17 protein-coding genes and 3 tRNA genes are annotated in these 17899 nt (G+C 43.2%); 14 read left to right on the top strand and 6 right to left on the bottom strand.

The features are described 5' to 3' along the window. The first annotated feature begins 85 nt into the window (after positions 1 to 85). The 7 genes from csrA (at position 86) to QR722_RS13640 (ending at position 4408) form a co-directional block, all read left to right on the top strand. Complete coding sequence (gene csrA / locus QR722_RS13670) at positions 86 to 304, top strand: carbon storage regulator CsrA (RefSeq protein ID WP_286283450.1); 219 nt, start codon at positions 86 to 88, stop codon at positions 302 to 304. A gap of 199 nt (positions 305 to 503) precedes the next feature. Then, positions 504 to 596, top strand: a tRNA-Ser gene (locus tag QR722_RS13665). Between the two features lie 35 nt (positions 597 to 631). Further along, positions 632 to 708: transfer RNA gene (locus QR722_RS13660), tRNA-Arg, on the top strand. Between the two features lie 105 nt (positions 709 to 813). Further along, positions 814 to 890 (top strand) — tRNA-Arg (locus tag QR722_RS13655). 316 nt (positions 891 to 1206) lie between these two features. Beyond that, complete coding sequence (locus QR722_RS13650) at positions 1207 to 1464, top strand: OadG family protein (RefSeq protein ID WP_286283449.1); 258 nt, start codon at positions 1207 to 1209, stop codon at positions 1462 to 1464. 27 nt (positions 1465 to 1491) lie between these two features. After that, positions 1492 to 3273, top strand: coding sequence for a sodium-extruding oxaloacetate decarboxylase subunit alpha (oadA, locus tag QR722_RS13645; RefSeq protein ID WP_286283448.1), 1782 nt, complete (start codon positions 1492 to 1494; stop codon positions 3271 to 3273). Positions 3274 to 3277: 4 nt separating this feature from the next. Next, the gene (locus QR722_RS13640) at positions 3278 to 4408 is read left to right on the top strand and encodes a sodium ion-translocating decarboxylase subunit beta (RefSeq protein WP_286283447.1); all 1131 of its coding nucleotides are present in this window, start codon (positions 3278 to 3280) and stop codon (positions 4406 to 4408) included. A 13-nt stretch (positions 4409 to 4421) separates the two neighbouring features. On the opposite strand, the gene QR722_RS13635 is transcribed toward QR722_RS13640, so the two are convergent. Genes QR722_RS13635 through pspF form a run of 6 tightly spaced genes read right to left on the bottom strand, consistent with a single transcriptional unit; the run spans position 4422 to position 10846 of the window. Beyond that, positions 4422 to 5207, bottom strand: a complete 786-nt coding sequence (locus QR722_RS13635; protein WP_286283445.1) for an ATP-binding cassette domain-containing protein — start codon at positions 5205 to 5207, stop codon at positions 4422 to 4424. Beyond that, the gene (locus QR722_RS13630; protein WP_286283443.1) at positions 5204 to 6199 is read right to left on the bottom strand and encodes an oligopeptide/dipeptide ABC transporter ATP-binding protein; all 996 of its coding nucleotides are present in this window, start codon (positions 6197 to 6199) and stop codon (positions 5204 to 5206) included. Before QR722_RS13630 ends, QR722_RS13635 begins: the two co-directional genes overlap by 4 nt. Continuing rightward, positions 6199 to 7092 carry an ABC transporter permease subunit gene (locus QR722_RS13625; protein WP_286283442.1) on the bottom strand — a complete coding sequence of 298 codons (894 nt, stop codon included), beginning with the start codon at positions 7090 to 7092 and terminating at the stop codon, positions 6199 to 6201. The genes QR722_RS13630 and QR722_RS13625 overlap by 1 nt, the downstream gene beginning before the upstream one ends. Continuing rightward, a complete protein-coding gene (locus tag QR722_RS13620) occupies positions 7079 to 8110 on the bottom strand; it encodes an ABC transporter permease (protein ID WP_286287679.1) in 1032 nt (343 codons plus the stop codon). Before QR722_RS13620 ends, QR722_RS13625 begins: the two co-directional genes overlap by 14 nt. Next, positions 8110 to 9726 carry an ABC transporter substrate-binding protein gene (locus QR722_RS13615; protein ID WP_502872474.1) on the bottom strand — a complete coding sequence of 539 codons (1617 nt, stop codon included), beginning with the start codon at positions 9724 to 9726 and terminating at the stop codon, positions 8110 to 8112. Before QR722_RS13615 ends, QR722_RS13620 begins: the two co-directional genes overlap by 1 nt. A gap of 16 nt (positions 9727 to 9742) precedes the next feature. After that, positions 9743 to 10846: a phage shock protein operon transcriptional activator gene (pspF, locus tag QR722_RS13610; RefSeq protein WP_286283436.1), complete on the bottom strand. Its 1104-nt coding sequence runs from the start codon at positions 10844 to 10846 to the stop codon at positions 9743 to 9745. Positions 10847 to 11164: 318 nt separating this feature from the next. Between pspF and pspA the strand changes: the two genes are divergently transcribed. The 7 genes from pspA (at position 11165) to tyrR (ending at position 17891) form a co-directional block, all read left to right on the top strand. Beyond that, positions 11165 to 11842, top strand: a complete 678-nt coding sequence (gene pspA, locus QR722_RS13605) for a phage shock protein PspA (RefSeq protein WP_286283435.1) — start codon at positions 11165 to 11167, stop codon at positions 11840 to 11842. A 43-nt stretch (positions 11843 to 11885) separates the two neighbouring features. Further along, positions 11886 to 12110: an envelope stress response membrane protein PspB gene (pspB, locus tag QR722_RS13600; RefSeq protein ID WP_502872473.1), complete on the top strand. Its 225-nt coding sequence runs from the start codon at positions 11886 to 11888 to the stop codon at positions 12108 to 12110. Next, positions 12107 to 12559: an envelope stress response membrane protein PspC gene (gene pspC, locus QR722_RS13595; protein WP_286283432.1), complete on the top strand. Its 453-nt coding sequence runs from the start codon at positions 12107 to 12109 to the stop codon at positions 12557 to 12559. The genes pspB and pspC overlap by 4 nt, the downstream gene beginning before the upstream one ends. Before the next feature lie 132 nt (positions 12560 to 12691). Continuing rightward, on the top strand, positions 12692 to 14131 hold the full coding sequence (locus QR722_RS13590; RefSeq protein ID WP_286283429.1) for a YcjX family GTP-binding protein: 1440 nt from the start codon (positions 12692 to 12694) through the stop codon (positions 14129 to 14131). Positions 14132 to 14137: 6 nt separating this feature from the next. Beyond that, positions 14138 to 15214, top strand: a complete 1077-nt coding sequence (locus QR722_RS13585; RefSeq protein WP_286283428.1) for a YcjF family protein — start codon at positions 14138 to 14140, stop codon at positions 15212 to 15214. 168 nt (positions 15215 to 15382) lie between these two features. Next, a complete protein-coding gene (phhA, locus tag QR722_RS13580) occupies positions 15383 to 16183 on the top strand; it encodes a phenylalanine 4-monooxygenase (RefSeq protein ID WP_286283425.1) in 801 nt (266 codons plus the stop codon). Between the two features lie 151 nt (positions 16184 to 16334). After that, on the top strand, positions 16335 to 17891 hold the full coding sequence (gene tyrR, locus QR722_RS13575; protein ID WP_286283423.1) for a transcriptional regulator TyrR: 1557 nt from the start codon (positions 16335 to 16337) through the stop codon (positions 17889 to 17891). Positions 17892 to 17899: the final 8 nt, after the last annotated feature.

Genomic DNA, 17899 nt, shown 5'->3' with positions numbered 1-17899 from the left:
GAACGCGTATTTTTCTGGTGATACCAGATAAATACGCTAGTTTTAAGTATGGATGATTGTGGATTAACGGAAAAGGAGCAACAGAATGCTAATTTTAACCCGTCGTGTTGGCGAAACCTTAATGGTTGGTGACGAAGTCACTGTAACTGTATTAGGTGTAAAAGGTAATCAGGTAAGAATAGGGGTTAACGCGCCTAAAGAAGTATCTGTTCACCGAGAAGAAATATATATGCGAATTCAAGCTGAGAAAAATGGTCAAGGAAATTCTGAACCATCTGGCAATCAAAGTGAAGAAAACGCGTAAATAAAAGAGGCTGGAAATTTCAGCCTTTTTACTTTTTGTTAGAAAAATTTAATTTAGTACCACCAGTGAATTGGTCAAATAAAGTACTTGGTTAGCGATTGTTTGACCGAATCGTTTAAAATCATAGCAGGCGAACACATTGAGTTGAAAAAAGGTTTGACATCCTTTCATGATTCAGTAAACTTCGCTCCCACAATTTGGAGAGGTGGCCGAGTGGCTGAAGGCGCTCCCCTGCTAAGGGAGTATAGGGTTTGTAGCCCTATCGAGGGTTCGAATCCCTCCTTCTCCGCCATTTATTTTTGATTAAATAAATGGATTGTAAACAACGCGTGTGTAGCTCAGCTGGATAGAGTACCTGGCTACGAACCAGGCGGTCGGAGGTTCGAATCCTTCCACACGCGCCATTTTTTACTAAGGCTTAATTAGATTAGTAAAACGTATGAGTTAAGTGTTAACTTAGCTGATATAAGATTAATGTGAAAACATTAATGTTGTAAGAAAGAATCAGCGCGTGTGTAGCTCAGCTGGATAGAGTACCTGGCTACGAACCAGGCGGTCGGAGGTTCGAATCCTTCCACACGCGCCATTTTTTCTAACACTCAAGCCTCAACGTTTATCATCATAATTATCATACCCATCGCAAATAGATAAGCAATTTTTAATTGCTGTTTCAAATTACCGTCATACATCATATTTGTTTATTTTCCTTGCTGCTCGCAACCTCTATTGGTTAAATCCCTATTCAACCTCAAAAATTATCCATGTCATTTAAGGGTTGGGTAAAAATTCACTATTTCTGAATAGATATATCAAAATGGCAGGTGATATAAATGGAATTTCCTTGAGTTTTCAAAGTGTAAGTGGTACTTATCTGCACCACACAACTTTAATAGTGAAACATCATGGAAGTACCTATCTCAGAGCTTTTAACCGAAGCAGTCACGCTAATGGTAGTGGGTATGACGGTAGTATTTGTATTTTTGACTCTATTAATTGGCGCAGTGACGTTTATTGCGTTTATTAACCGAAAATTTCCAGAGCAAATACCATCACAGCATACAATGCATCCCCACCGACCGGCACAAGGGCAGATCGAGTCTTCATCATTGATTGCTGCAATCTCGGCGGCGGTTCACGAATATCGCACTAATCGTAAATAGAGCCTAATCCGATTCCTAGGAGTTCCCATGAGCAATCCCCTAAAGATTACCGAATTGGTGTTAAGAGATGCACATCAATCACTACTAGCAACCCGTATGCGCCTAGAGGATATGCTTCCTATCGCAGATAAACTCGACAAAGTTGGCTTTTGGTCGATGGAATCCTGGGGAGGCGCGACTTTCGACGCTTGTATCCGTTATTTAGGTGAAGATCCATGGGAACGTATTCGCGCGCTCAAAAAAGCCATGCCTAATACGCCACAGCAAATGCTCTTGCGGGGGCAAAATTTATTAGGCTATCGTCATTATGCAGATGATGTGGTTGAGAAATTTGTTGAACGTGCACACACTAATGGTGTCGACGTGTTTCGTATTTTTGATGCGATGAATGATACTCGTAACCTGCAAACAGCGGTTAAGGCGACCCTTGCTGTTGGTGCTCATGCGCAAGGTACCATCTCATATACTGTCAGTCCGGTACATACATTACCCCGTTGGTTAGATATGGCCAAAGAGCTCGAAGATATGGGCATTCATTCCCTTTGTATCAAGGATATGGCGGGATTATTGAAACCTTATGAGTGTGAAGAACTTATCACGCAATTAAAAGAAACCATTCAGGTCCCTATTGCGATGCAGTGTCACGCAACTACTGGATTGAGCACTGCTACTTATCAGAAAGCTATCGATGCAGGAATTGATATGCTTGATTGCGCTGTATCGAGCATGAGTATGACTTACGGGCATACGGCGACTGAGACTATCATGGCGATTGTTGAAGGCACTGAACGCGATACAGGGCTCGATTTACTGTTGTTAGATGAGATTGCTAGCTACTTCAGAGATGTACGTAAAAAATACGCTAAATTTGAAGGTAGTCTTAAAGGAGTTGATGCCCGTATTTTGATTGCTCAAGTGCCTGGTGGGATGTTAACCAACATGGAAAGTCAGCTCAAAGAGCAGGGCGCTGAAGACAAATTAGACCAAGTGTTACGGGAGATTCCCAAAGTTAGAGAAGATCTTGGTTTTATTCCGTTAGTCACGCCCACCTCGCAAATAGTCGGCAGCCAATCTGTATTAAACGTGCTCACCGGAGAGCGTTACAAAAGTATTACCAAAGAAACGGCTGGTGTACTCAAAGGTGAATATGGTGCTACCGCAGCGCCAGTCAATGCTGAACTGCAGCTACGTGTGTTAGATGGGCAACAGCCAATTACCTGCCGTCCAGCAGATTTAATTGATCCGGAGTTGAGCAAACTTGAAGCCGAATTAGACGAATTGGTAGCAGAAAAGTCTATTCAACTTGCGGAACACAAAATTGACGACGTATTAACTTATGCGCTGTTCCCGCAGATTGGTTTGAAATTCTTAGAAAATCGTAATAATCCTGATGCATTTGAACCTGCTCCAGGCAAAGAGCTTGAACCCACTGCTACAGCTAATTCTGTGATAGCGACGCCAGACCAAGGGAATGTAGAAGCTTATTCTGTCAGGGTAGATGGTAAAACCTATGAAGTTGAAGTGGGGCCAAGCGGACAGCTTTCCTCCGTGCATCCCAGTCAGACATCAAATAGCCAACCCGCGAGTGTGTCTAGCGGCGCAGAGCTCAAAGCGCCACTGGCGGGTAATATATTTAAAATTGTTGTTAGAGTTGGCGATCACCTGGCTGCTGGTGACGTAATAGTTATCATGGAAGCCATGAAAATGGAAACCGAAGTCCGTGCCGTTGAAGGTGGCACAGTGTCCTCCATATTAATAAAAGAAGGTGATGCCGTGCAATCAGGCCAGCCTCTAATTCACTTGGGTTAATAACATGGAAAAGTTAGAAATTTTGTGGCAAAGCACTGCTTTGGCTCATTTCCAAAGTGGTCAAGTGATCATGATGATGGTTGGCTTGATACTGCTGTATTTGGCCATCGTGAAGAAATTCGAACCACTTTTGTTGATACCCATAGGGTTCGGCGCTTTGCTAACAAATATACCATTGGCCGGATTTACCGATGCGGGTGGCTTGCTTCATTATATTTACGCTATCGGCATTGATACAGGTGTGTTTCCACTCCTCATTTTTATGGGTGTTGGTGCTATGACCGATTTCAGTGCATTAATCGCTAATCCAAGAATGTTATTATTGGGAGCCGCAGCTCAGTTTGGTATTTTTGCGACCCTAATCGGCGCTATCCTACTGAACCTGGTGCCAGGCCTAGAGTTCACGCTAAAAGACGCAGCAGCAATCGCGATTATTGGTGGTGCGGATGGTCCTACGGCAATCTTCCTGGCCTCAAAGCTCGCGCCAGAACTATTAGGCACTATTGCGGTTGCAGCATATTCATACATGGCGCTGGTGCCAATTATTCAGCCACCTATAATGAAAGCACTGACTAATGAAGATGAACGGAAAATTGAAATGGCCCAACTGCGGGTCGTGTCAAGACGAGAGAAAATTATCTTTCCGTTAGCGGTGTTGCTAATGACTATTCTATTTTTACCCACAGCGACCCCCCTAGTTGGTATGTTCTGTTTAGGTAACCTAATGAAAGAATGCGGGGTGGTAGAGCGTTTGAGCAATACGGCACAAAACGAACTCATTAACATAGTGACAATTTTCCTCGGTTTGGCAGTGGGGTCAAAATTATCCTCTGACAAATTCCTCAAAGCTGAAACCTTAGGCATATTGGCTTTGGGCGCGATTGCATTTGCGATAGGTACCGCCACAGGAGTGCTGATGGCAAAACTGATGAATAAATACAGTAAATCAGCTATTAATCCGCTGATAGGGGCCGCGGGGGTTTCTGCGGTGCCTATGGCCGCCCGTGTGGTGAATAAAGTTGGATTGCAAGCCAACCCCCATAACTTCCTGTTAATGCATGCTATGGGGCCTAACGTGGCTGGTGTGCTAGGTTCAGCTGTTGCAGCAGGTATTCTATTGGCCCTAGTTGGCTAAAAACTCCTGCTTGCTAGGCGTTTGGCGTTATCAGAGACTGGTGAGACTTCACCAGTTTCTCGGTGTATTCGCTTTTGGGCCAGGTGAAAATCACCTCGGTTTTACCGCTTTCTACCACCTTACCGTTTTGCAAAATCAAAGCTCTATCACTAACATGTCGCACTATGCCTAAATTGTGCGAAATAAAGATAAAGCCCAAGCCCAAATCATGTTGCAGCTTCATAATCAGATTGATAGTTTGCGAGCGCACTGAGGGATCTAAAGCGGCAAAAGGTTCATCTGCTACTATGACTTGAGGATCCAAAATCAGTGCCTTGGCCAAGGCTAGACGTTGCCTTTGTCCATCAGACAGCATATGCCGATAATAAAACATATGTTCACTCAACAGTCCAACCATCTTAAGGGTGTCTACGATTTTGTTCAGCCGTTGTGCAGAATTAAGCTGGGTATTCAAAATGAGCGGTTCTTCGAGAATTTTGACGACGGTAATGCCAGGATTCAATGATTCATTACTGTGTTGGAATATCATGCGGATATTCAAACAACGTTGTTTAAGGTTATGGGGTGACAGTTTTTGACCGTTTAAGAATATATTTCCGCCTGTTGGTTGTTCGGCGCCTACTAATAACTTACCTAATAATGATTTACCCGAACCATTTTCACCTACTATTGCTAAGGTTTCGCCTGCGTTTAAGTCAAAACTGACCGGACTAAGGGTGAAGCCTTTGCGCTGTTGAAACCATTTTTTTTGCGGCTTTTGTGCAAAACAAAGCTCTTTAACTGAGATTAACGCTGTCATTGCCTGTCCCTGATTAGTGGAAAGTGGCAACTGTAGTAATGGTCTTGTACATGTCGTAGTTCAGGCACTCTTACACACTCTCTTTGTGCTCTGGGACAGCGCGGACCCAGCCGGCACCCAATCGGTAAATGCTGAAGGGTAGGCATAGTGCCATCTAAAGCTGCTAGAGGAGACTTCGGCGGCAAATCCTTTCTAAAGCTCGGTGCACTATCTAATAGGGCTTTGGTATAGGGGTGTAAGGGACGCTTTCTTAATTGTGCCATCTGTCCATCTTCAACGGTTTGTCCACAATACAAAACCGTCATGGTATTGGCCATACTAGAGATGGCTAACAAATCATGACTGACAAATAAGATACTTAAATTGCGTACTTTGTTGAGCCGAGTCAATAATTTGAGAACTTGAGTTTTAGTGGTGATCTCCATCCCCCTAGTTGGATCATCGGCAATTAATAGTTCAGGGGAAGACACTAACGCACAGGCAATCAAAAACTTCTGACAAATATCATCAGCAATTTGATTGGGATAACACTTAAGATACTTATCGTGCTCCTTAATACCCACTTTGTGCAGTAATTTGATGGCCATGGCCTTGCGATTCTTGGCCTTTTGCCAAAACCATTTACCTTCAACCAAATCGGTTGGGATACTTTCCATTAGTTGTTCCCCTAACGTGGAGGAAGGATCCAGAGACAATAACGGATTCTGAAAAATCACTGCGATTTCAGAGCGCATAACTTGGCGTCGTTCAACAGCGTTCATCGAGAGTAAATCTTTGCCCTTCCAAGTCAAACGATCCGCTGTTATTCGCCAATTCTCTGGAATAGCGCCAACAATTGCTCTAATAATTAAACTCTTGCCGGAGCCTGACTCACCCACCAAGGCTCTAATTTCCCCGCTCTCTACTTTAAGGTTGACCTTGTCGAGGGCTTTCATCCAACCACTGGAGCCCTCAATTTCCAACGTGAGATTTTTGATATCTAATAAAGGCATTAGTGTTTTAGCCTATTTCTAAGAGCGGAGCGAAGCCCATCACCGACAACATTGACAGATAACACCATGAGAAAGATAGCACTACCTGGCAAGGCTATGATCCATGGCGACTTATACGCCACTTTTAACCCTTCTGACAACATGGTCCCAAGCTCTGGAGACGGAGGTTGCGCGCCCAACCCTAAAAATCCCAAAGCACTGATATCTAATATCGCAATGGAAAGGGCCATGGTCCATTGCACAACCAGCATTTCGTACATATTTGGCAGTATGCAGTAAAAAAACAAATGACGATTGCCGGCACCATCAAGTTTAGACGACAGCACATATTCTTTTTGCATTTCTGCTCGCACGACTTCACGGGTGTTGTGCACAAATTGTGGGATCAATGCCAGTGAAATAGCCCACATACTATTAACTAGGCCCGTTCCTAAAATAGCCACTATGATGATTGCTATCAGTAAGGTGGGGACTGCCATAATAGAATCGAGCAAGTGATTCAGTACGCTGGAGCGGACCCCTCTGGTCATGCCAGCAAAGGTGCCAATCGCCACCCCAACAACCAATGACACTAAGACCAATAAAATACTTATCCCCAGAGTCATTCGGCAACCGTAGATGAGCCTGGAGAGTAAATCTCGACCAATACTATCGGTACCAAAAATATGCCGGATTGAGCCGCTTACATCCCACGCAGGGGCTATCAAAAATGCATTGGGAATTTGCTCTAGGGGATCAAATGGCGCGATTAACGGACCAAAGATCACCAAGATAACAAAGAAAACTAGCAGCCAAAGCCCAAGTACCGCTATGTGACTTTTGCGAAATTCCATCCAGGTATGGATCAAAGGCGAAGGATGGAACTCTTCTTGATACAAATCAAACTTTGGCATAACGGGCTCCTGTCTGGGCAGGATTAATCAGTTTTGCGACTAAATCTACTGTCACTGTAAAAGCAATTACCAAGGTGGAAACAGCTAACATACCGGCACGTATCGCCGGATAGTCTTGTTGATAAATTGCCTGTATCAACCAGTTACCAATGCCCGGCCAAGAAAAAATGACTTCAATAATCATCGCATTGGTCAATAGCACTGCAAATTGCATAGCGAATAACGGAATAATCGGCAGTAGCGCATTTCGCACACCATGTCGCATAATAACTTGGAAATGGCTCAAACCGCGGGTATAAGCCGCTTGTATATATTGACTGGTCATCACATCGATAACCGAGCGACGGGTTAGTCTGAAAATAATAGCGGTGGTAACTATGGTTAACGATAGCGTCGGCATAATTAAATGCTTGACGGCGCTGTTTATGGCATCTGACTTAAACTCAATGTCACTAAAAAATAGATCAAGTAAAATGAAGCCGGTTTTGTGGGGGATGTCAAAAAGTAAACTAATGCGGCCAGACAGGGGTAGCCAGCCCAATTGAAGAGAAAAGATCAATATCAGGATCAAGGAAAGCCAGAAAATTGGCATGGAGTAGCCGAGTACGCTGGCGGTTAATAGGCCAAAGTCTATGGGTTTGTAGTGTTGAAACCCGGCTAAAAACCCCATAGGGACGCCGATCAATAGCGATAAGATCAATGCATAGGCACACAGTTCGATGCTAGCCGGGAATGTTTGGCTAATTTCATCCCATAGGGGTAACCCACTGCTGAAACTTAATCCGATCTGGCCGTCAAATATATTCAGCAAATAATACCAATATTGATGCAAATAAGAGCGGTCAAATCCGTGCTTGATGGCGAGTTGCTCATACTGGGCAGAATCGATATTTTTTAATCCGGTTAAATTTATCAGCGGATCCCCTGGAAACATATAAACCAGCAGAAACGAAAAAAGGCTTAGCACCAACAGGGTAAAAAATAATAAGTTAAATTTGCGGATAATATGGGCAAACATCATGGTTTTTCTACATCCCCAAAACGAATTGCACCAAAGGGGTTAATTAATAAACCTGTAAGTTCTCGTCGATGAGCACGATATCGAAATGCGTGTGCCAGTGGTACTAATGGAACTTCTTTAGCCAATAATTTATTCGCCATTTTGTAATACCGTACACGTTGTTCTGTTTCAGAATACTGTAAAGCTTTATTGACCAAATCGTCATATTCATGGGAGCACCACATTGCACGATTTGTCCCGGAGGTAATGGCATCGCAGGTGAGTAGCGGACGATAAAAATTATCGGGGTCACCGTTGTCCGCTGACCAGCCAATTAACACTGAGTCGTGGGCTCCTTGCTTTAAACGCTCTCTAAATGCTGACCATTCGTAACTGACGATATTCACCCTGACTCCTACCTGCGCTAAGTAATTTTGCATCAGTTCAGCCATTTTCCGCGCATTTGGGTTATAGGCCCGCTCAACTGGCATGGCCCAAATATTCATGGTGAATCCTTCGGCAACGCCGCTTTCCCGCAACAATTGTCTAGCCATAACCGGATTGTAGTTTGTATCACTTAAGTCCGCTTGATAGGCCCATGATGATTCTGGTAGTAATCCTTTGGCGCTGACGGCACTGCCGAAATAGACCGCTTCGATTAAACTGTTTTTATCTATCGCCATTGCCAGAGCTTGTCTTACTTTGGGCTGATCGAAAGGTGCTTTAGCGGTGTTGAAGGCCCAAAACCCCACATTCAAACCGGGTTTTTCATCTAAGATTAAATCCTCACGCTCTCTGATAGTATCTAACTCACTGTGGGCAGGAAAAGCAATGGCATCACATTCCCCCGTCATCAATTTGGCTAATCTTAACGAGCTCGAAGGCGTGATATCAAAAATCAGTTTTTGCGGGGCACGATCATGCAGCCAATATTGTTGGTGTTTAGAGAAACGTATGTAGCGGTTTTTCTTATATTGTTCAAACTTGAAGGGGCCTGTCCCTATTGGTAAGTTATCGATATTAGTTTTTATATTTAGCTGCTCTAGCTGTTGGGCATATTCTGCGGACAAAATGACAGCAAAATCAGTGGCTAGATTGGCTAAAAAAGAGCTATCGGGGTGATCTAAGGTCAATTCCACTCGATAACCGTTAATTCTTTTCACATCGTTAATAACGTAACTTAAACCTGAACTGGAAAAATAAGGATAATTGCCGCCGGAGACATCGTGAAAAGGGTGTTCGGGCAAACGCCAACGGTTAATGCTAAAAATCACGTCATCGGCATTAAAATTTCGGCTGGGGGAAAAATACGAAGTAGTGTGAAATTGAACGTCTCTGCGCAGTTGAAATGTGTAGGTCAGGCCGTCGTCACTTATTAACCAACTACTGGCCAATGCTGGGACTATTTTACCGGTTAAAGGATCGAAGTTAATTAAGCGATCATATATTTGGTGTGATGATGCATCTGATGTCGTCCCTGAGGTATCTAACTGCGGGTTAAAACTATAAGGATTACCTTCAGAGCAGTAAATAACGCCGGATTCTCCCAGCGGCCTAGTGAGGTTTTTATGACATGCAGCAAGGCCAAATAACAAGCTAAATATCACAAAGTGTTTGATATTTAAGCAGGGCATCAGGGTATTAGTCACTTTAGTTTTCCATCTCTTCGACCGAGCTGTCTAATAAATTGTATTTTTTTAAGTATCCTCTAAGTTGATGATAGGTCAACGAAAGCTTGTCGGCGGTTTTTTTCTGATTAAATTGACTATCCGCTAGAGCTTGTTTAATTAGATCGATTTCAAAATCTTGAGACAGCGTTTTTAGGTCTACTGGAAAGTCAAAGCTGGTGGGCTGTTCTATTCTGGTTTCTACAGCATTAGGTTGAGTTGGGGTTGTGGTAATGGCGCCTGCATGGGGCTCGGGTGTTGAGCTGATGATCCTGTCTTGGGTTTTGATACGTTGCTTGGGTCTAAAAGCAGACTCGAACGGATCCAAGACAATTTGATGCACTGGCACATGAGGGTTATTCGAGCGATAAACCGCTCTTTCCACCACGTTTTTTAACTCTCGTATGTTACCAGGCCAATCGTGCTCCATTAAAATACGTTTGGCTTTTTCGGTAAAGCCGCTGAATAATTCCATGTCCAGCTCTCGGGCCATATTGATGGCGAAATGCTCAGCTAACATCATTATATCATCAGGACGTTCACGTAGCGGTGGTAAGGTTATTACATCAAATGCCAAACGATCCAACAGATCAGGTCTAAACTCACCGCTGGCCGCTAGGGAAGGCAAGTCTTCATTAGTCGCTGCCACTAATCGTACGTCTACTTTGACACTGCGAGAACCACCAACACGTTCAAATTCACCGTACTCTATAACCCGTAAGAGTTTCTCTTGGATTAATCCTGAGGTATTTGCCAGCTCATCTAAAAACAAGGTACCATTATGCGCAACTTCAAAACGTCCCTCTCGACGTTTTTGCGCGCCGGTAAATGCGCCTGCCTCATAACCAAACAGTTCAGATTCCAACAAGCTTTCACTTAAGGCGGCACAATTTAATTTTAAATAAGTTTGTTCCCAGCGTTTAGACAAATAATGTAATCTTGCTGCTACAAGCTCTTTACCCGTTCCACGCTCACCTATAATTAACACAGGCTTATTTAACGCTGCTATTTGAGAAATTTGTTCCAATACCTCTAAAAAGCTATTGGATTGACCTAACAAATTGTCTTGTTGACGAAAACGGCTCATCGACAATATTCCTTATTTAAACCTTGTATTTAAGAAGCAGCAGGTCTTTTTTTGTATGTTTAGCGTTGCTATGAAACGCGTTACTGACCTTTACCTTCGCCCTTTTAGTCAATAAAATCTAAAAAGTGGTCGAATCGACTAATATGTGGTTGATTGTAATAATACGCTATTCTCGCAAAGTTAGTATAAAAAATATTAAATATATATAAATCATACTGTTAAATCACTTTTTAGAATTGGCCCGCATATTGAATAAGTAACTGTAGTTAATGCATTTTGCATTATTTTATTCAACAACATGAGTTAGAGGAAAAGATTATGGGTATCTTCTCGCGTTTTACTGACATAGTGAACTCAAATATCAATTCATTGCTAGATAAGGCCGAAGATCCTGAAAAAATGGTACGCCTTATTATTCAGGAGATGGAAGACACCTTGGTTGAAGTGCGTTCTGCTTCTGCCAAGACGCTAGCAAACAAGAAAGATATTGCTTCACAAATATATAAACTCAGCAATGAGGCTGATGATTGGCAAAGTAAAGCTGAGCTAGCCATTAATAAAGATCGTGAAGACCTCGCTAGGGCTGCTTTGCAAGAGAAAAAGAAATGTGTTGAACACGGTGAAGTCTTGTCCAAAGAATTGTCACTTATTGATGAACAAATCAGTAAGTTACAGGGTGAGATTGGTCAATTACAAGATAAACTAGCGGATGCTAAAGCCCGTCAGAAAACCATTATCATGCGTCAAAAGACAGTCAGTTCGCGTTTGGAAGTTAAACGCACACTGGATAGCACAAAGGTTGATGCTGCAATGGGCCGCTTTGAGCAATATGAGCGTAAAATTGACGATTTGGAATCACAGGTTGATGCCTATGATTTAGGCAAAAAGACCCTTGCAGATGAGTTCAATGAACTTGCAGGTGATGAAAAAATTGACGATGAATTGGCCGCATTAAAGAAAAAAGTGCAGAATAAAGCCAGCAAAGCCAAGAAGTAGGTCTAGGTGCGGATAAAGGAGTAACATTGTGGAAGATATATTAATGTTTACGGTAGGCATACCGACAATAATTTTTATGACTATTGTGGCGCCTATCTGGTTGATACTCCACTATCGCAGTAAGAAGCAAGTCAGTCAGGGGCTTTCGGAAGACGAGTACGTGTCTTTACAGGAATTGTCTAATAAAGCAGAAATGATGGCTGATAGGATTCAAACATTGGAAGCGATTTTGGACGCCGAAACCCCTGATTGGAGGAATAAAGCATGAACACTCGTAAGCAACTTCAGCGTGATACGCAAAACGGTAAAATTGCCGGAGTGTGTGCCGGCATCGCAGAATACTTTGGTATTGAAACTTGGTTAGTACGTATTGCCACTGTGGCAGCCATGTTGTTGCTTGCAGGACCTTTTATTCCGGTGTTTTATATTGCAGCTTGGTTCATTTTGGATAAAAAAACTCCCGAGCATGGGCAGGCGTTTCATCGCTCAACACCTTTTGATCCAAAGCATCAGGGCAAAGGTTGGAAAAACGAATTAGCTGATAACGACCGTAAAGTTGAAGTGAAATCAAAAGTTTGGCAAGCAGGCGAACCGCCTAAACAAGCTTTTTACGATATCAAACAGCAATTTATTCGGACTGAAGCGCGTTTACGTAAGATGGAAACCTATGTTACCTCGTCAGAGTTTCAGCTGAATCGTGAGCTAAACAAGCTGTAGGGGCAAATCCTACTGAAAGCTTTAATTGAAAGACTGTAATAATTCCATTAGCGTGGAGGGCTAAAAGCCCAACTAGGGCGGCCATATGGCCGCTTTTGTTTATTAGCGTGAAAGTTAGCTTTATGGAGATTGATGGATTTGCTAAACAAACTGACTCAACATACGGCGTTGCAACGGCTGCAAAATCAAGTAAAGGTTTTGGGCAATAGAATTGCTGATCATCACGTCAGCCTGGCTGTAACCGGATTAAGCAAGAGCGGTAAAACGGCATTTATCACATCCTTATTGAATCAATTGCTCAATGCACGGGAATCGGCAGACTTACCGTTTTTTTCAGTGGTTAAGCAAGGCCGCTTAATTGGCGTGAAACGCGATGTTCAACCAGATGTCACTGTGGCACGTTTTGCCTATGAAAAAGGCCTTGAAAATCTCACTCAAACACCGCCTGTCTGGCCAGAGTCTACCGCTGGTGTCAGTCAAGTTAGGCTGTTGATTAAATATCGAAACCAATCAAAACTAAGACGTTTGGTGTCTGAATTTAGCACTCTGACCTTGGACATTACGGACTACCCCGGTGAATGGTTGTTAGACTTGCCTTTGCTCGAGCTTGATTACCAGCAGTGGTGTGAGCAATTTTGGCAAGACGTCCACGATATCACCAAAAGTCGTTTAGCAGAGCCATTTAAACAGGCGATTTCCGGCTTAGATATAGAAAGCACACCAGACGAAATGCAGTTGCAGAGTATTTCGACACTGTTTAGCGATTTTCTACTGCAATGCAAGGCCCATGGTTTTCAACTCATTCAGCCAGGTAGATTTGTTTTGCCTGGAGAGTTGGCGGGTGCGCCGGTATTGCAATTTTTTCCTCTCACACCAGAGCAATTAACATCCATCACCAACCAATCAGTGTTTTCCTCCAAAGAAACCGTTGTGGGATTGCTCAGTAATCGCTTTGAACAGTATCAGAAAAAAGTCATAAAGCCGTTTTATAGTAAACATTTTAAACGTTTCGATCGTCAGATTGTTTTGGTCGATTGCCTAAGCGCACTCAATCAAGGGGCGCACAGTTTTAATGATCTGCGTAAAGCGGTCAATTGGTTGCTTGGCAGCTTCCACTATGGCAAGAGCAACATATTAAAACGTTTGTTTTCACCAAATATTGATAAATTAATGTTTGCAGCTAGTAAAGCCGATCACATAACGCCTGCCCAACAACACAATTTGGTGTTACTGCTGGAGTCGATAGTGCATGAAGCCAGACAACAAATTCAATACGAAGGAGTCGTGACCGAATCTACCGCTTTTAGTGCCATTCGAGCGTCCAAGTCTGGAACGGCGGAGGTTAATGGTAAGACGTTGCAGGTGCTGCGGGGCACCGATTTGAATGGAAAGAAAATCACTCTTTTCCCGGGCGATGTGCCAAGCGTTTGTCCTGATGATAGTTTCTGGCAACAGCAAGGATTTCAATTTCCGGCCTTTGCGCCCATGCCTTTAGAAGTCGGGCAACAGACATTTCCGCATATCCGTTTAGACCATGTGCTGGAATTTGTGTTGGGAGACAAAATGGAGTGAACAGATATGACTCAAAATAATAATCAACCCGATGGCAAGTCACCAAGCCCAACCCCTTCAGCAATCCAGTCTGCGTGGGTGCTCGAAGAGCAAACACATAATAACTCACCATCAAATGACGAGGTACCTAATGGGCAGTTATCACCTGCATTGGTGTTGGATGACAATGTACAATGGATGGATGACGAAGGTGCACTTAGTGCAGATACCGGACACGCTGAAAATCTTGCTCCAAGTAGTAAAAAGCCAAATAAAAAATGGTTCTGGTTAGGCCTAGTCGTCATACTATTGGGCGGTATAGAGTTGTTTTTATTTACTCAACAAGTGCTGGAACAGCATGATTGGCTCTCTGCTGCGTGGTTGCTGTTATTGTTCGCGGTAGCAGTAATGGCAGTTAAGCAAGTAATCTCAGAATGGCGAGGATTGCGACAACTGAAACGCTTTGAACAGCAGCGTGATCTAGCCAAAACCTTAATTAATACCCCCTCTATTGGTCAGGGGGAGATATTCTGTAATCAATTAGTCAGTCAGATGGAAGTGATTGAGCCAGAGGCAGTAAATCAGTGGCGGAACACTCTGCAGCCCCATTACTTAGATAGTGAAGTCCTTGGCCTATTTGAACTACATGTCCTAGAGAAAGCCGATCAAGCAGCGTTACAGAAAGTGACTAAGCATGCCTCAGCCTGCGCAGCCATGATTGCGGTCAGTCCTTTCGCGTTATTAGATATGGCGGTGGTATTATGGCGTAATCTGGTAATGCTTAAGCAAGTTAGTCAATGTTATGGCATGCACCTTAGCTATTGGGGACGGATCGGCTTGGTGAAAAGAGTGTTTAAAACCATGCTTTTTGCCGGAGCTGCTGAAATTGTCAGTGATGCAGGAAATTATGCCTTAGGGGCGGGTATTACCGGCAAACTTTCCACTCGACTTGCCCAAGGGTTAGGCGCAGGAGTGTTAACCAGCAGAATTGGGATCAAGGCCATGCATGCCTGTAGGCCTTTACCGTGGGTGGCGAAAAAGCCGCCAGGATTGTCTCATTTGACTCAGCAGCTACTCAGTGACCTAAAAAAAGTCGTTGGTTAACTTATTGAATATTAAGATTTTAAGGCTTGGCGTGTAAAATTATTGTTACGAACTTGTTGTTCCTCGAAATACAGCAGATTCTTTTGCTTTGTGTCTAAATCAGTAGACTTAACCGCATTAGAACGTATTTTAAAGGGCTGTGCTGTTTAGCCGGCTAAGGGTAATAACATGTCTAAAGTGACGAAGTATGTTTCTCATACAGCCGATGAAAACGGTAATGTTAAATGGTCATCTGATGAAAATCGGGTGTGGCAAGATCTTGTAGAAAGACAATTAGAGTGTATCAAAGGGCGGGCATGTGACGAATACATGCAGGGACTGGATCTGTTAGATCTGCCGAAAGATAGGGTGCCGCAATTAGCTGAGGTTAACCAGGTTTTGGCTGTGCATACCGGTTGGCAAGTAGAACAAGTCCCATCGTTGATCAACTTCGATGCCTTTTTCAATTTATTAGCCAACAAGAAATTCCCGGTTGCGACTTTTATTCGCAGTCGTGAAGATTTTGATTACTTACAGGAGCCGGATATATTCCATGAAATTTTTGGCCATTGTCCGCTATTGACTAACCCTGCTTTTGCGCACTTTACCCATACCTATGGAAAATTAGGCTTGGCGGCAAGCAAGGAAGATCGAGCGTATTTAGCTCGACTCTATTGGTTTACTGTTGAGTTTGGTTTATTGCACACGGCCCAAGGACCACGGATCTATGGTGGTGGAATTTTGTCCTCTCCGGGGGAAACCGTCTACGCTCTAGAAAGTGACGTACCTGACCGCTTGCCATTAGAACCTTTAGAGGTACTTCGCACCCCTTATCGAATCGACATTATGCAGCCTGTATATTTTATGTTGAATCATTTTGAGCAGTTATTTGATTTGGCTCAAATGGATGTAATGGCGTTGGTTAATACGGCTAAGAAGTTAGGTTTACATCCCGCAAAGTTCGAAGCTAAGAATAAATTAGCTAGTTAAACCATATAGATACTATCCTACCTGCTCAAGCCACAGTGCTTGAGCAGGGTTGCTGGTCGCAGAATTAAGTCATTTATCTCATTGAAATTGAAGACAAGCAATCCTATTTGTAATAATATCTTTACACATCTAATTTTGGACCACTCATTTAATGCGCTTGGAAATTACCTGCCAGGATCGCCTGGGTATTACTCAGGATATATTGGATATATTAGTCAACTACGAAATTGATCTTCGTGGTATCGAAATCGATAAATCCGGCAAAATATTCCTGAATTTTCCCAATATAGAATTTGATGACTTTCAACACTTCATGCCAGAGATACGCCGTATTAAAGGTATTGAAGATGTTAAAACAACCCCATTCATGCCCATTGAGCGGGAACAGAATCAACTTAGAGCCCTTTTACAAACCTTACCCGATCCGATTTTTTCTTTGGACACTAAAGGGCGTATTCTGTTGGTCAATGATGCGGTAGTCGCCAGTATTGAGCAGCAACCTGAGCAGATGTTAGGCAGTGAAATCAACGAATTCGTCCGTGGTTTTAATTTTCAGAAGTGGCTAGATGGCAAGACAGTTGCAGCTCAGACACTTAAAGTGAATTTTTTGGAACAAGATTTTCTGGCAGATATTTTACCTGTCATGATCCCCGATGCAGACGGTGAATCTATTTTGGCAGGGGCACTATTGATGCTCAAATCCGAGTTTCGCCTAGGCCAGCAACTCACCGTATTTCATCAAGCCAGTAACGATAGTTTTGCGTCGGTTCAGGCCACCAGTAATAGCATGAAGAAAGTGGTTCGCGAAGCCACTCGCATGTCTGAGTTAGATGGCCCAATTTTAATTCTTGGTGAAACCGGAACGGGCAAAGAAATGCTGGCAAGAGCCTGTCATGAGGCGAGTCGGCGTGCCAGTGGAGAGTTTTTGGCGCTCAATTGTGCCTCATTGCCTGATAGTGTGGCTGAGACTGAACTATTTGGATATGCCGCGGGGGCTTTTGGCCAATCAGAAGGTAAGGCCGGTATTCTAGAACAAGCCAAAGCTGGGACCTTATTCTTGGATGAAGTGGGTGATATGTCTGCGCAGTTACAAGCCAAACTATTGCGTGTCCTACAAAATGGCACCTTTCGCCGCGTAGGGGACTCCAATGAGGTCACAGTTGATGTGCGAATTGTATGTACCACACAAAAAGATTTGTCCAAATTGATCGAAGATGGCGAATTTAGAGAAGATTTATATTATCGACTCAATGTACTTAGCTTAATCGTGCCGCCTTTAAGAGAGCGCAAGTCGGACATCATTCCATTGGCTGATCGTTTTCTTAAGCAGCACAGCATGAAATTGGGTAGACGAGCTCCCAAACTGAGTAAGTCTTGTATTGATTATCTACAAACTTACCCATGGCCAGGTAATGTTAGACAATTGGAAAATGCGCTATATAGAGCCCTTTCTCTATTAGAGGGCAATGAAATGAGTAAAGAACACATTCAATTGCCGTCTAGTTCAACCAGTATCAGCTTTGTGCCCGAAGATTTCGAAGGTACCTTAGAGGATGAAGTTAAACGCTATGAGAAAAATTTATTAAGGCGTCTTTACCCCTTCTATCCCAGCACTCGACAACTGGCCAAAAAACTGGGCTTGAGTCATACAGCAATCGCTAACAAATTGCGTGAATATGGCATAAATAAGAAGACTGTAAAAATTTAGTTACACAT

Origin of the sequence: Aliiglaciecola sp. LCG003, assembly GCF_030316135.1 — a bacterium.
In the GTDB taxonomy this organism is placed as follows: domain Bacteria; phylum Pseudomonadota; class Gammaproteobacteria; order Enterobacterales; family Alteromonadaceae; genus Aliiglaciecola.
This window is presented reverse-complemented; position numbering and strand designations above follow the sequence as displayed.

Excerpts from the sequence above, each read along its gene's own strand:
- phhA (WP_286283425.1), top strand. The coding sequence starts at position 15,383 with ATGTCTAAAGTGACGAAGTATGTTTCTCATACAGCCGATGAAAACGGT.
- pspB (WP_502872473.1), top strand. The coding sequence starts at position 11,886 with ATGTTTACGGTAGGCATACCGACAATAATTTTTATGACTATTGTGGCG.
- pspF (WP_286283436.1), bottom strand. The coding sequence starts at position 10,846 with ATGAGCCGTTTTCGTCAACAAGACAATTTGTTAGGTCAATCCAATAGC.
- QR722_RS13585 (WP_286283428.1), top strand. The coding sequence starts at position 14,138 with ATGACTCAAAATAATAATCAACCCGATGGCAAGTCACCAAGCCCAACC.
- QR722_RS13620 (WP_286287679.1), bottom strand. The coding sequence starts at position 8,110 with ATGTTTGCCCATATTATCCGCAAATTTAACTTATTATTTTTTACCCTG.
- oadA (WP_286283448.1), top strand. The coding sequence starts at position 1,492 with ATGAGCAATCCCCTAAAGATTACCGAATTGGTGTTAAGAGATGCACAT.
- QR722_RS13635 (WP_286283445.1), bottom strand. The coding sequence starts at position 5,207 with ATGACAGCGTTAATCTCAGTTAAAGAGCTTTGTTTTGCACAAAAGCCG.
- pspC (WP_286283432.1), top strand. The coding sequence starts at position 12,107 with ATGAACACTCGTAAGCAACTTCAGCGTGATACGCAAAACGGTAAAATT.
- QR722_RS13650 (WP_286283449.1), top strand. The coding sequence starts at position 1,207 with ATGGAAGTACCTATCTCAGAGCTTTTAACCGAAGCAGTCACGCTAATG.
- QR722_RS13590 (WP_286283429.1), top strand. The coding sequence starts at position 12,692 with ATGGATTTGCTAAACAAACTGACTCAACATACGGCGTTGCAACGGCTG.
- QR722_RS13640 (WP_286283447.1), top strand. The coding sequence starts at position 3,278 with ATGGAAAAGTTAGAAATTTTGTGGCAAAGCACTGCTTTGGCTCATTTC.
- pspA (WP_286283435.1), top strand. The coding sequence starts at position 11,165 with ATGGGTATCTTCTCGCGTTTTACTGACATAGTGAACTCAAATATCAAT.
- QR722_RS13630 (WP_286283443.1), bottom strand. The coding sequence starts at position 6,199 with ATGCCTTTATTAGATATCAAAAATCTCACGTTGGAAATTGAGGGCTCC.
- tyrR (WP_286283423.1), top strand. The coding sequence starts at position 16,335 with ATGCGCTTGGAAATTACCTGCCAGGATCGCCTGGGTATTACTCAGGAT.
- QR722_RS13615 (WP_502872474.1), bottom strand. The coding sequence starts at position 9,726 with ATGCCCTGCTTAAATATCAAACACTTTGTGATATTTAGCTTGTTATTT.
- csrA (WP_286283450.1), top strand. The coding sequence starts at position 86 with ATGCTAATTTTAACCCGTCGTGTTGGCGAAACCTTAATGGTTGGTGAC.
- QR722_RS13625 (WP_286283442.1), bottom strand. The coding sequence starts at position 7,092 with ATGCCAAAGTTTGATTTGTATCAAGAAGAGTTCCATCCTTCGCCTTTG.